A 14,267-nucleotide genomic window follows, 5' to 3' on the forward strand; every position below is an offset into this window, starting at 1 on the left:
CGTCCTACAGTGGCTCTATTTCTCCTGCCAGGTATAAAACGCAGCTGCGCGATATAATCGTGGTGAGATTTCAAGCTGCATTGTATTGTGCAAATACTTTTCTTGCCGGTAACATTCATTCAAATGCAATAAGTTATAAAGTCCCGAACAAGCACCCAAGTCGCCAGTAAACGGCGTAGTCATGATTATTTCTGTATGTTTACCCACAGATGGGAATAAACAAGGATAAGCACTCATCCATTCATTTACTTGAACTCCTGCCTCATCAAAAGGCGCATAAAACTGATGAATGGGCAATGCTTTTTCCTTTTTAAATTGACGAAACATAAACTCCATTGCGATACTTTCAGCCTGATCACTGGTACGTAACTCGTATGAAGCCCATTCTCGACTTAAGCCGAACTCTGATTTTTTAATACTGGCAATAATGATACTTTCAGATGCAATATCTTCACTAGCACTCCCCCATTCTTTACTTATTTGACTAAATAATCTGTAATCACTATCAACAGCAAGAATTAATATTTCCTGATGACTTTCATCAAGAAATAACCGTTCTATCTTTTCCCAGGCAAGTAGCATTGCACTTCGCCCATAAGGAAATAAGGAGCAATCTTTGGCCTGACTTAATCCAGGGATTAACTTAAGAATTTCTTCAAACAATTTCAGATTAATTTTTTCTGTCAACTCATAGACTTGAGGCAGTAAAATACAAATAGGCACCTTAAGAGATCTATTAATACATTCGTTTTCCTTAACAGTACTCAGTAAATCAATAATCCTTTGCTGATAGCTCTGTTTTTTTAATGAAAGAACAGGGAGAGCCCTCTTCACTGTTCCATCACACATAGGGCACAGAACAGGCTCGATATTGGAGGGCTGTTCTACGGACAGTATCTGAACATTATTAGTATATTGACCTACCTGTAAGTGATGGATCTCGATATCCACAGGCATCATCGCTACCCAATAGTAACCGTTGGATTTCCAACTATGATTTTACCACCATGACTTGTCGAATCACCCATTCTAGCTGCAGGTTTTCCATTTATAGTTACCGTTGCCGATCCTTCTTTTATAGAGTCAGGAGGTCCAATACAAACAAGCTTATCTCCCTTACGGGCAGCGGGAAGACCACCAATGAAAACATTCGGAGAACCAGACACAATAGGCCCTCCAACATGGGGAACTTTACCTGTATATTTGGGGCAAACATGAAAATTAGATATTGTTGCAGCTGGCTTACCCATAATAAAACAAACCTTATTCAATATTAATTAACCGCGATTGTTCCGGCTTTTAACGAAATATCACTTCCATTTACTTTTATACTTGAGCCTTTAATATCTATAGACCCACCACTAGAAAGAGTAATCGAAGCCCCACCAGATTTAATTACGATTTTATTCCCAGCATCAATGATTAACTGCTTTCCAATTTTCTCATTAATATTATTGTCTACTTGAAGTTTATAATCATTCTTAACCGTTTTTTGTAAATCATTTTCAATCGACACCTGCGAATCATTTTTAACAACCTGATTGCTGTTATTTTCAACAAATGAATAAAAATCATTTTCTATAATCAGATGGTGGTCTTTTTCAGCATGAAAATAAAGAAGCTCATTGTCTTTTTCATCTTCAAATCGAATTTCGTTATAGTTATCGACTCCACCTTCTTTAGTAGAGCATGTTTTAATTCCGCTTTGCGTTTTATTCCCAGGTAAATCATAAGGAGGCATTAAGTCACCATTATACAAAGCACCACTAATTATGGGTTGATCCGGGTCTCCGTCCAGAAACTCAACTAACACTTCCTGTCCAACACGCGGGAAGAAAAAAGCTCCCCAACGATTCCCTGCCCAATTTTGCGCAACTCGTATCCAGCATGAACTTGTGCTATCGGGGACTCCTTCACGATCCCAGTGAAACAGCACCTTCACGCGACCATATTTATCAACATAAATCTCATCACCGTCGTTACCGGTCACAACAGCAGTTTGCGCACCATAAATACGGGGTTTAGGTGTTAACTGAGCAGGACGGTAAACAGTCTCCTTCGGTACACAGCTAAATTGATTTTGAATAAACTGATAAGGGCTTTTCTGTGGACCTACTTGATTCGACACTGAGATTTGTAAATTCACATGAGTAAGCACATAACTCTTGTTCTTAAAACGTGAGTCTTCATGACCTTTAAATGTGAAATATTGACCGGCGGAAAAACTGCGACAATTGCTGCCACCAGAGGAAAGCTCAACATCTTTCTGCAATGACTCCAAAGCAATATTAGCGCTACTTTGAGCTCGCCGATTAAACTCAGACTCAGCCTGATATTCATATACTTCCATGCCTGACTGCGGCGATATCAGCTCAGTCTTTGCATGTTTACCTGATGGAATTTCTCCCGGTTTGATAAAGTCATAACCTCGCCGGACACTACTACCTGGCACAACAGCAACACCGGCTGACCAGCTATGAATATGCGCTTCTGAATAACTTCCAGTGGTATAAGTAACTGTAGCTTCAGGACATTCCTTATAGGCTGTAATATCATCAGCAAGCACAACATAGTGATCACTTTCATCATGATGGAAAAAGAAAAAAACACCTTCTTCCTCAAGTAGGCGATTAACAAAATCTAAATCACTTTCATGATATTGAACCTTATAATCATAGATAGGATAATTCTTTTGCAGTTCACTCTGAACTTTTACATCATGCTCGGCAAAAATTGTCTTAACTATATTTTCAAAATTTACGGCCTGAAAAATCCTACAGTTCGTTCTTCCGGAAAGTAATGAAAGATTCGGCTCAATCTTTAATATATAGTCCTGATATTTTTCACCATCAGCAACAACTGTTGCCCTGCTACCAGTTGATCGTGCAGATGAAACAATCCCATTTATAAAGCGCTCAGACAACATTCCATCTAAGTTATAAACAATTTTAATTGTAACAGATTTACCAACAATTGACTTTACATCCACCAATTCATTATTTGCATATACAAACGCCTGAATAGAAAAAAGCGAAGATACTCCCTCTTGAAGTTCAAACTTAGTCAGATATAAAACATCCTTACCAAGAGGTGTTGTTATACTAATTATATTTTTATCTTGCGTTGCTTTTTCCATTGGTAGAAAAACCTATCTATATTTATAAATCGGGATAGCAAAGCTATCCCGTCATACAGGTTATACTTATGCGCCCTTACCAGTAAGGCCACTATATTTATAAATGTTTTGAGTAGATTCAAGGACGTTTTTATCGGTTGAAGGAGTCACACACATTTCCATTTCTGTATAAGAAATAGTGATGGTTTCAATCGGACGATCATCCTGAATTGAAACACTGTAATTTGAGATCATTGCATCAGTCAGTGTTATCTTCATGACTTCTTCAACATCTGGATGCCCCTGCTTAGTAATGTGAAATATAGCTGGCACACCTTTACCAATCGTCGCTTCCTTAAAAAGCTCTGTTGATGACCTATCTTGAAGTTTGGTGATAGTCATATCATACAAGCGAGCAGCACTGGCCTCACGGTCATGTGATGTACCTGTATACGATGTAATTTCACGACCAACGCTCCAATCAACAGATAATAGCGTTATCATATCTTTGAAGCCATTTGCTGTAGCTTCACCCTTAATCTTATTATAATCAAGATAAGTATTTGATTGCATGCTAATCTCCTATAGCACTACTGGTTAATGACACTAATAACAATAGATAATCACACCAATTCTTTTGATGCTTTAAAATATCTAAAGGTTAAAATACATAAATTTTAGTGGATTGAAATATCACACAGAATTTCTTATCACAAAAGAATACAAAATTTGAACTACGACACACCTCCCATTTAATTTTAAAAATAAAGAAAACTTATTTTATAATTACGTCATACTTATCATCCTCGACATCAACTAAAATATCACTAAACCCATTATTTAAAGATAGCTTTTCCAATATTTCCGTTGATATCAAGGGTAACAATGAACGTTGCAGATTGTTTAGGATGTTTCTTGCACCTGAACCAGAGTGAATACTTTGAGATGTTAGATGGGAAAGCACCTTATCAGTATATTTAAATTCAGCAGAATAATATCTCCTTATCCTTTCAGTTATTCTACTTAACTGTAACTTTACTATTTCATTAATTACATTTTCATTCAAAGGAACATAAGGAATAACATCTATTCGCCCTAAAAATGCAGGTTTGAACACCTTAAGTAAATCTTCCTCTAATGCATTTTCAAGCCCTTTAATAGAAGGTGTAGTTTCTTCATCTTCAAATAATGCCATAGTGCTTTCGGTACCGACGTTCGAAGTCATTATGATAATGGTATTTTTGAAATCGATATCTCGTCCTTCTCCATCCTTCAGTATTCCTTTATCGAATACCTGATAAAAAATATCCTGAACTCCTGGATGCGCCTTTTCTATTTCATCCAGGAGCACCACACCATATGGTTTTCTTCGAACGGCCTCAGTAAGAATCCCTCCTTCACCATAACCCACATAACCTGGAGGAGACCCAACAAGAAGGGATACCTTATGCTCTTCCTTAAATTCAGACATGTTGATAACTGTAATATTATCTTCACTACCATAAACCTGTTCAGCCAGAGCTAATGCTGATTCGGTTTTGCCGACACCACTTGGCCCGGTAAGCAGGAACACCCCATTAGGCCGCTTTTCATCGCTTAACTGGGCTCTTGCAGTTTTTACAACCTGTCCTATTTGCTCAAGCGCATGATCCTGTCCGATCACCCGCAGCTTCATTCGCTCTGGCAAAACTAACATATTATGTATTTCATCACTTTGCATCCGACCCAATGGAATCCCGGTCCAGTCGGCAATGACTTCAGCGACTAATAATTCATTGACTTCAAGATGAACCATCGGTTCTGTCTTTTCTTCAAGAAGAGATTTTAATGAAATAAGTTCTTTTCTATCTTCATCAAAATCATCTGATGCTTGCGTTATTTTTTCCGATAATGTTTTCGCTTTTTCTACAAGCGTCGCTTCATCTCTCCAGTTATTTTCTAGCTGACTTAATTGAGACTCCACCTGAGTCATCTTTTCTGTCAGCCCTATTAATGTCTTCTCATGATTACTGCCTGTAAGCTCTTCTTTTTCTAAAACCGCTATCTCAGCTTGTAGCTGTTGGCGTAAGCGGATTAACTCTTCAACTTTACCCGGAATTGAAGCCTGGCTCATCGCTACGCGGGCACATGCTGTATCAAGTAATGCGACGGCTTTATCCGGTAACTGACGCCCAGTAATATATCGGCCGGATAGCCTGACTGCCGCCTGAAGTGCATTATCAGTAATGGACACTTTGTGATGTGATTCCATCACCGGTAATAAACCGCGCAACATAACGACAGCTGTCGCTTCATCGGGTTCTTCTATTTTTACCACCTGGAATCGTCTTGTCAGAGCTGCATCTTTTTCGAAATATTTTTTATACTCAGCCCAAGTTGTTGCCGCTATTGTGCGTAACTCTCCACGAGCCAAAGCTGGTTTTAACAAATTTGCAGCGTCATTCTGACCAGCCTGACCACCACTTCCGATCAGAGTATGGGCTTCATCAATAAATAAAATAACAGGTGTTGGAGAGCTCTTAACTTCTTTAATTACAGTTTTCAGTCTATTTTCAAACTCCCCTTTCATACCCGCTCCGGCCTGTAATAAAGCCAGATCTAGTACACGAATCGATATATCTTTTAGGGCATCAGGAACGTCACCATCGACGATTCGTTGTGCTAAGCCCTCAACAACAGCGGTTTTACCTACACCGGCTTCCCCGGTAAGAATAGGGTTGTTTTGTCTGCGACGGGTGAGAATATCTATCATCTGGCGAATCTCATTATCTCGTCCCAAAATCGGATCGATTTCACCAGCTTTAGCCTGTGCTGTCAGATCAATCGTATATTGTTCAAGTGACTGTGCTGAATAGCTATTATCAGGTTGGTGATTATCCGAACAAGCTGAATGTTCATCCGATTCTTTGATAATTTCAGGCCATAATGAAAGCAATTGAGGAGCATTGAGTTTTGTTAATTCCTGCGCATCCCTGTTTATTAAAGCCACAAGGCTTTCATCATTTAATAGCGCATAGATAATATGTACAGTCCTGATCGCGTCCTCATTAAACTCAATGGTTGCAGCCATCCAGGATGCTCGAATTAAATTTACTAATTGAGAAGATAATCCGGGTGGATTACTGTTGCCTGTTTTAAGTTGTTCAAGCCCAATAACCAGCTGATTGTGTAGCACAGGTAAACTGATTTCAAAATATGAAGCTATGGCGGACAGATCACCAGAATCACCTTCAGACATCACTGTTAGCCAATGTTGAATTTCAACGCTGAAATGGCTTCGGCTATGACATATGCCGGCAGCCTCTTCTAATTTTCTTTTACAGTGTGGCGTCAGTTTGTCTACTAACGACTTTAACGTCATGGTTGACATGCTTCTATTCCTTTTATCTCTTAAATGACATCTTCTGAGTTCAACAAACAGGGATACTCAGAGGTTTATCTAAATAACAACGGCGCATCATTAATGAAGCTCCCTGTCCTAATCCGGGGCTAGATTTACGCAGATCAGCTATGGGAAGGCTTCGATAGGTGGTTTTTAAATACCATTTCACATCTACTGAGGTCGGAACATAATGACTAACAACCTGCTTTAACTTACAGGTTAATTTCCCCCGGCTCATTAATTCCAGACACTGATCCGGGCTGGCACCTATAATCTCTACATCTATTGCCGATGTAATATCCCAGACCCTTTGCCCCAAAAACGTACTCACACCAAGCCGGGCATACTGCCCCTCAGGCTGAATATTTGACCCCAGAGAAGTTTGCTCATCTTCACGTAACGAGACCCAACGACCAACAAATTCTCTAATCTCTATTTGACAGCCGGTCAGAATCTCTAATATCTGCTGCAACGTTTTCGTATTTCTTATCTGCTGCGCAAACAAACCTCCAAGGAAAACCTCCGCATCATGCTGTGCGCCAGTCAAAGCGCGCAGAATTTGATCCTGTGGCGCTTCAATTCCTCTCAACTGCTTTTCATACTGAGCAGGAAAATTAAACTTCTCCCATGTGCGATAATGCAAAGAAAGAAGCCGATGATTAAATATGTCGAAAAAATCACGTAGTGCGGTATCTTTCAGTCTAACCCGCTCCATCAACAATTCGGTATAATGGCTTGGCAAAGCACCACTCGGCCCCGTTAATCCGGTAAAATTGACATAACAACTTACACCATTCTCTTTTCCACCATTTCCTTGACTGACAGATTCAATTGCCGCTCCCGGAAAGCCCAAGTGCTGAGAAACCTTAAACCGTATTCCTTCATTTGCTGGTAATGTATCGGTTCCAACGACGCCACAATCAAAATGAAGTGACAGCCAGCGCTGCAAAGCATAAACAGTTTCGTAAAAGTTGTTCTTATCAATCCTTTCAATTAACTTTGCAATTTTCATAACATCTCTTTACTCCCTGCAATTGCTGGCCATTGATGAAACGACTCAACATGCCCTTGTAGACGGACACTTAAGCGAGTAAAGCTATTAATTGCAGTAAATTGAGAAAAGAAAGCAGAGAGAATACTGCCAAAGAAAAATATACTGGTTCCAGAAAGTTCACTTGTCGCAAATTCGACTTCTATGTCAGAACCACGACAGAATCCCACACGACCACTCTGCACAACCCTGGCACTAGCCAGATTGATTCTTAAACCAGTGACCGCGTCAATAATCGCTTTGCTTTGCGGGCTCTGTTCAAAATCATAAAGTTTTAGTAATTCGATAAGAGTCGATAACCCGTCTTCGCCACTGAAATGGTTTAACGTCAGGTGTTTTGCAAACTGCCATCGAGTACTCTCTTTTAACTTAGGACGAACTGGAGCGGTTGGTGCCATTAGGCAGCGCACTTCTTTTAGCGTATCTGAACGTCGACTTACAGACAGTGACGGCTGCCCACCCCCAAAAGGCAAGCGTATCGGTAAATTTCTATTGCTGCACAACGCACTGACTTTCACCAACCACTGTTCATACTCATCAATATCAACAGATCGGTAATCAGAATTAACAATGGATAAATAGTTTTCACAGCCGGGTTCATCATGTCCTCCAGCCAACCCAGTAAACTCACGTCGCTGAGACCAGTACATATCATGCTCAGTCAGATACCCCTGACCACTGCCATAAAAAGGGTTGATCGAAACAACATTACCGTGTGGATCAAACGCTTTAACATTATCTATCTGTATAACTTCACAAATATCTGCATCCTGATACTGCGGTATAAGACGATGCTCATTTTGAACAGGAGAAAGCGCAAAAGGCTCAAGATCCTGCTCAAACAAATTAATTACAGGCGTGCAGCCCAGCAATATGTTGTCGGCTGTGACCTGCTTTGATAACCATTCATCGTCTTCATCAAAATAAATATATAGGTCAACCTGATTCCCCTTCCCGAACCACTCCGATTTCAGCTCGTTAAGCTCAAAGAATAAAAATTTTTTCGGGAATAAAAAATGCTCTACGAGTAGTCGGTAGCCACTAAATGTTCGTTTTTGATAAGGTACAACCTCATGCTCATCATCAAACCCTACCGTGCCAAGATGCCGAGGCTGCAAATAGTGACAAATAGCTGGTTCACCTAATGGGACGATAGAAATACCAACCGCAGACTTAAACAATAACTGATATAGCAAATAACTAAGCTGAGGCTGGCCATGAAGATAAAAACGGAGCTTGTTAAAGTCTAATTTTTCAAGTTTTGTCTCTTCAAACTCACCTCTTAATGTCAATTTCAGTACAGACTTTGCTACTTTCTGAAAACAGGCTTTAGGCCCTTTAAAAGGCGCATTATCAAAAGCAGCATGGGTAACTTCTACAGGCCAAAGCTCAGTATCATAGCAAGTGGTAAAATGACATGTTTTAAAACCCTTCACGCTACTTTTTACTGGAGTTCCCTTTGGCAATATAAAACCATTATCCGTCATATTCTGTGTAGTCATCTTTATCACTGACATTGACGGAATAGTGGCATGATAGTCAGGAAATAGTTGCCCCAATAAAGCTTCAGTAAGCTCTGGAAACTGGTCATCAAGACTGCAGCGAATTTGTGCCGAAAGAAAAGCAAAACTCTCAATCAACCTTGAGACATGCGGATCTTCCACATGTTCTTCAGATAATTTAAGTCGCCCAGCAACTTTAGGATAATTCTTGGCAAACTCTGCCCCCATATGGCGAACAAAAGCAAGTTCACGGTTATAATATTTCAGAAGTTCATCACTCATATTTACGACTCACGTACTCTTATTCCCAGGCACACAGGTTCAACCTCTGAATCAAAAAAAACCTCTTCAGGCTCAGGATCAGCCCTGAGTAAAGCGTGTATCCTTAAACGCAATATACGATCCAACGGCTGTTCTTCACTGATAACGCTTACAGCAACATCAGTAAATCGGGGTTCAAACTTTCTGATTGTTTCTTCGATAACCCGGCATAACTCATCCCTTCCATCAACACTGCTTAACGGCATTGCCGAAAAGTCTGGTAAACCATAAGTAAGTAATGAATGATCCAGTTCTGACCACCAATCCGGCCAGACTAACCAACTAATCCTTGCATTTAGCAGATTTTCCAAATCTCTTCTCACGCTCTGACGCATCTCACGCCAATGAAAAACACGAGAAACTTCTCGGGTAGATTCAGGATCATCATCAAGAAGACGATCAAGTATTGAAGGGAGTAGTTGTTTTGAGACACTCATAACACCAAACAACCTTATTCCATACGTTCTGATATTGACTGTATTCGACTTATTTGAGAAAGAGGTATAGCATCATCCCCGCTCAATAACATTTTCTGGCCTTTTCCAAACCAAACATCTGCTTCTTCAATTGAAAACCAGTCTGTTTCTCGTCCAAGTTTCAAAGCATCAGTATCACTACCCAGATATGTCACAGGAATAAATGCTTCTCCACTCATACCACCTTTTATATCGATCTCAGCTTTACGCCAGCAAAGCTCAACCAAGGATGTCACAGGCTTCAGAGACAAACTGATTAGATCTTCGAAAGGAATCAGGTAATACTTCCCATCGGTACCGAATACTTCCAGATAACCGGCGAAACTGTCATCCAGATCCCGAACAACATCTTTTTGATAACCATTAATTTCAACCGCAATATCTCTACGACTTTCTTCCAATTTGTTGGCATTTTCCTTTAGTATCTGATCGTCTTTTTCTCTCATTGCAATACGCATACGAACCAAAGGTTCTAACGACGCATCAGCTTCATTTATCAGGGTTGCCGTATCAGCACCTTGAGAAAAATCCACACGAGCCTGAGCGGCTCTTATTAATAAGCGAAGATTTGAACCACCAATCAAACAATCAGGGTGTTGTTTAATTAAGAGTGTTAATTGTTTATCGGCCCGTTCTAACTGTCCATCAAGGCACAATAACTCAACCATGCGGCATCTCAGTTCCAATTCCGAAGGATAATCCTTTAATTGGGATACTGTATATTCAATTGCTTTATTCAGTTTCGCGCTTTGTATTAATTTCTTTATTTTTTCCATCTTGTAATCACTCATAATGTACTCCCGGAGAAAGTTCTGTAACCAACCGAATAGAAGAGACTAACTGATCCAACTGAAAGTGAGGTCGTAATCTAATAATTGAATAATAGCTACCTGGCTTACCCGGAGTTTCTTTAACTTTTATACTCGCCTCATTAAGAGGATATCGAGCATTAACATCTTCAGTTAAATCATTGCTGGCTGTTGTATAATTTAACAACCATTTCTGAAAATCTCGTTCTATGCTTTCTGCCGATTCATAACCACCTAACTTATCCCTTCCCATTACTTTAATATAATGAGCAAAGCGTGATACACACATAACATATTGAAGCATTGATGAAATTCTGGCATTAGCATTTGCAACTGTAAGATCATAAATTCTGGGTATATTCACTGACGCATTACTAAAAAAAACCAAATGACCGGTATCAGGAACAATCGATAACGGCATAAAACCACTATCCGATAACTCTTTCTCTAATTTATCTCCTACCTGTAGATTAACTGGTGACTTATGACTCTTAGGCATAGCTGACATCTCATTTTCTACTATAGGTAAATCAAAAACCAAGCCACGATTAAAACGTCCAGGATTCATACCGCGAATCTGACTAAACCACCCTGACTCAGAAAACGCTTTTATCGCCACAACTGCAAAACCATATGCTGCATTACCCCATAGGTAATCACGGTGAGGATTTATTCTATTTTCATCAAATTTGATGCTATCTCTTCTGGTTCCATCTCTTTCATATGGCTTTCGCATTAACATATCGGGGATTGCTATCCCCAAAAAGCGAGCGTCATCCATTTCCCTAAGGCTTTGCCAGTTGCGATACTCTGGAAGAGAAAACTGATTATTAATATTTCTTACTCCTGCTAATTCAGCAAAATAGTCAACACCAAAGAATGAAGGCTTAGCTGAAGTTATAAACGGAGCAAAAGATGCTGCTGCCACCTGAGAAACACCTTTAAGAGTATCGATATCATTAGATGCTGAGTATACCTCTGATTTATGTGATATATGATAATCACCAATTAATAAACCAAATGGCTCTCCACCGGGCATACTGAATTCGTTACCATAAATCAGCCGAAATATTTCACTCTGATCAAATTCAATTGCCTTTTTTATATCACGACTTAGTTCTTTCCAACTCAAATTAAGAAGTTTAATTTTACAAGTTCGATCTTTATCAAACTTATCATGCTTAGATACAATATAATTAAGTCCACGCCAGCTTGCTTCGATTTTTTTAAAACAATTACAATGAACAATCTCATTTAATTGCTTATCAATTACATTATCAATATCATTGATAGATTTTAAAATCGTATAAATCAGATCTTCTTTTCTTTTCACCCCCCTGAAATTAACATTATCTTTTTCTAACCAAATTCTTATTGCCCAATAAGGATCCTTTTGACTCAAAAATTGGTCGACAACATCGCTTTCAGAAAACCAAAGATCACTTTTCCCATCTTTTAGCTTATTTGTTACTGTTTCCAAATCTTCAGTATCAATAAAGCGAATAGCGGACTCCACTAATACCTCCTTAATAAAAAGGAGAGCTGACAAAAAGTCAGCTCCGACATGAATTAACCCAGCTCAGGAATTTTTGCGACCAAACGCATAGACGTTGTTAGTTCTTCCATCTGAAGCCAAGGGCGTAACCATGCAATGGCGTTATACGCACCAGGGTTTCCTGGAATCTCTTTCACCTGAACCTTTGCCTCTGCCAATGGATATTTAGCCCGAATTTCTTGCCCTGCGCCTTCAGCAGAGTTCACATAGGATAAAATCCATCTGTTAAGCCAAGTCTCAACATCACTGGCTTCCATATAACAGCCAATTTTGTCACGCGCCATTACTTTCAAATAATGAGCAAAACGAGATGTTGCCATGATAAATGGTAGCCTCGCTGATATTGCTGCGTTAGCTGTTGCATCAGGAGAGTTATATTTCACTGGTTTCTGACAGGTTTGGGCCCCAAAGAAAACAGCATAGTTTGTATTTTTATAATGACAGAGAGGCAAAAAACCCATGTGCCCAAGCTCAGCTTCTCGACGATCTGTGATGCCAATTTCTGTCGGGCATTTTAGATCCGGATCACCATCATCACTGATAAACATATGCGATGGCAGGTTATCGACCCTTCCGCCACCTTCTGCACCTCGAATCGTTGTACAGAATCCTGATCTTGCGAATGCATCAGTTAAGCGCGCACCCAAGACATATGAAGAGTTCATCCAGCAGTACTCTTCATGATCAACGTCGTAAGATAACCCGGATGGTGAGTCAACTTTAAACTCTTCATAGTTAAAAGCTTCGATCGGTAATGTCGACTCACCATATGGTAATCGAGCCAAAACACGTGGCATTGTAAGAGTAACAAAACGAGAATCTTCACTTTCTCGGAATGAACGCCACTTAACATACTCTTGTGATTCAAACATTTTAGACAAATCACGAGGATTGCTGAGTTCTGCCCACTCTTCAAAACCAAACAATGCCGGAGAAGCAGCAGACAAAAATGGTGAAAAACCAGCCGCAGCAACATTTGACATCATACTCAGCGTTTCAATATCTTGAGGGTGATTAGTAAACTCATAATCACCGATTAATGCACCATAAGGTTCACCACCAGGCGTACCGAATTCGGATTCATAGACTTTCTTAAAGATCTGACTCTGATCAAACTCAACAGCTTTACTTAAGTCCTTATGTAATTCAGATTTACTGATGTTGAGCATACGGATTTTCAATGTTTGGCCAGTTTCTGAATTCATGACCAGATAATTCAACCCACGCCAACTTCCCTCAAGCTTCTGAAACTGCTTCTGGTGCATAATTTCAGCCAGTTGAATCGAAATTAAATGATCAATGGCCGCAATCGATTCACGAAAAGTTACAGACAGATTTTTATTCCAGGTAACCGTTCCCTTGAGTGCTTCCTCTGTTAAAGTTCTGATTAACTCTTCAGCTCTGGAACTTTCTGTCTGCTTTGTTGCTGCAATTGCCTGTTCTAAAAAAGAACCTATGCTTTCTTCTGCCGCTGCATCTAACACTGCCGATGTTTCTGTGCTCATTTCGCAGGTTCCTCCGATCCCAGATTCAGTTCATCCGATAACTTTTGTAGATGGCTTGTGTTGTTCAATACAGTTTCTAGTAAGTTTTCAAGATCTTCAGAACGATCAACCTTTGTCATCAAATCACGCAATTTATTTCGTGTCTCCATCAGCTTTCTTAATGGTTCAACTTGGTTAACAATTGCTTCAGGTTCAAAGTCAGACATTGACTTAAACTGGAGTGACACATCTAATTCAGTACCATCATCAGCTAATTTATTATCAACCTTAAATTTTAGCTGTGGGTTCATTCGATTTAAAACATCGTCGAAGTTATCCCTGTCGATTTGAATAAAGCGCCGTTCTTTAATAGGTTTGATTTCATCAAAATTTTGACCAGCAAAATCCCCCATAACACCAACAACAAAAGCCAGTTCTTTCTGAATGCTTGAGCCTTCAGTTTCCACATCATAGGTAATATGTACCCTAGGCTTACGCACCCTGGATAATTTTCCGTGGATACTTCCCATGTTCTTCTCCCTATTTATTACTATGCACTTTAATCTACATAC

Annotated in this window: 12 protein-coding genes; all 12 read right to left on the reverse strand. The window is 39.7% G+C overall.

The window, feature by feature from the left end; genetic code table 11:
• Positions 1–15: 15 nt before the first annotated feature.
• The 12 genes from C942_RS16905 to tssB all read right to left on the reverse strand — a co-directional run bounded on the left by C942_RS16905 (position 16) and on the right by tssB (position 14,225).
• On the reverse strand, positions 16–951 hold the full coding sequence (locus C942_RS16905) for a hypothetical protein (protein ID WP_157372643.1): 936 nt from the start codon (positions 949–951) through the stop codon (positions 16–18).
• Positions 952–962: 11 nt separating this feature from the next.
• Positions 963–1,250, reverse strand: coding sequence for a PAAR domain-containing protein (locus tag C942_RS16910; protein WP_036800715.1), 288 nt, complete (start codon positions 1,248–1,250; stop codon positions 963–965).
• Positions 1,251–1,273: 23 nt separating this feature from the next.
• On the reverse strand, positions 1,274–3,136 hold the full coding sequence (locus C942_RS16915) for a type VI secretion system Vgr family protein (RefSeq protein WP_007467936.1): 1,863 nt from the start codon (positions 3,134–3,136) through the stop codon (positions 1,274–1,276).
• A gap of 66 nt (positions 3,137–3,202) precedes the next feature.
• A complete protein-coding gene (locus C942_RS16920; RefSeq protein ID WP_007467938.1) occupies positions 3,203–3,688 on the reverse strand; it encodes an Hcp family type VI secretion system effector in 486 nt (161 codons plus the stop codon).
• 202 nt (positions 3,689–3,890) lie between these two features.
• Positions 3,891–6,485 (reverse strand): type VI secretion system ATPase TssH, encoded by a 2,595-nt coding sequence (gene tssH, locus C942_RS16925; protein ID WP_007467940.1) that lies wholly within the window; start codon positions 6,483–6,485, stop codon positions 3,891–3,893.
• A 40-nt stretch (positions 6,486–6,525) separates the two neighbouring features.
• Positions 6,526–7,509, reverse strand: coding sequence for a type VI secretion system baseplate subunit TssG (tssG, locus tag C942_RS16930; protein ID WP_007467942.1), 984 nt, complete (start codon positions 7,507–7,509; stop codon positions 6,526–6,528).
• The gene (gene tssF / locus C942_RS16935; protein WP_007467944.1) at positions 7,506–9,332 is read right to left on the reverse strand and encodes a type VI secretion system baseplate subunit TssF; all 1,827 of its coding nucleotides are present in this window, start codon (positions 9,330–9,332) and stop codon (positions 7,506–7,508) included. Before tssF ends, tssG begins: the two co-directional genes overlap by 4 nt.
• Before the next feature lie 2 nt (positions 9,333–9,334).
• Positions 9,335–9,808 carry a type VI secretion system baseplate subunit TssE gene (gene tssE, locus C942_RS16940; protein ID WP_007467946.1) on the reverse strand — a complete coding sequence of 158 codons (474 nt, stop codon included), beginning with the start codon at positions 9,806–9,808 and terminating at the stop codon, positions 9,335–9,337.
• A 14-nt stretch (positions 9,809–9,822) separates the two neighbouring features.
• The gene (locus C942_RS16945; RefSeq protein WP_007467948.1) at positions 9,823–10,638 is read right to left on the reverse strand and encodes a type VI secretion system accessory protein TagJ; all 816 of its coding nucleotides are present in this window, start codon (positions 10,636–10,638) and stop codon (positions 9,823–9,825) included.
• Entirely contained in the window at positions 10,631–12,172 is a 1,542-nt protein-coding gene (gene tssC / locus C942_RS16950) for a type VI secretion system contractile sheath large subunit (RefSeq protein ID WP_007467951.1), read from the reverse strand. The genes C942_RS16945 and tssC (C942_RS16950) overlap by 8 nt, the downstream gene beginning before the upstream one ends.
• 53 nt (positions 12,173–12,225) lie before the next feature.
• The gene (gene tssC, locus C942_RS16955) at positions 12,226–13,716 is read right to left on the reverse strand and encodes a type VI secretion system contractile sheath large subunit (protein WP_007467953.1); all 1,491 of its coding nucleotides are present in this window, start codon (positions 13,714–13,716) and stop codon (positions 12,226–12,228) included.
• Positions 13,713–14,225: a type VI secretion system contractile sheath small subunit gene (gene tssB, locus C942_RS16960; RefSeq protein WP_007467955.1), complete on the reverse strand. Its 513-nt coding sequence runs from the start codon at positions 14,223–14,225 to the stop codon at positions 13,713–13,715. The genes tssC (C942_RS16955) and tssB overlap by 4 nt, the downstream gene beginning before the upstream one ends.
• Positions 14,226–14,267 lie beyond the last annotated feature (42 nt).

This window comes from Photobacterium marinum, from assembly GCF_000331515.1.
Lineage (GTDB): Bacteria > Pseudomonadota > Gammaproteobacteria > Enterobacterales > Vibrionaceae > Photobacterium > Photobacterium marinum.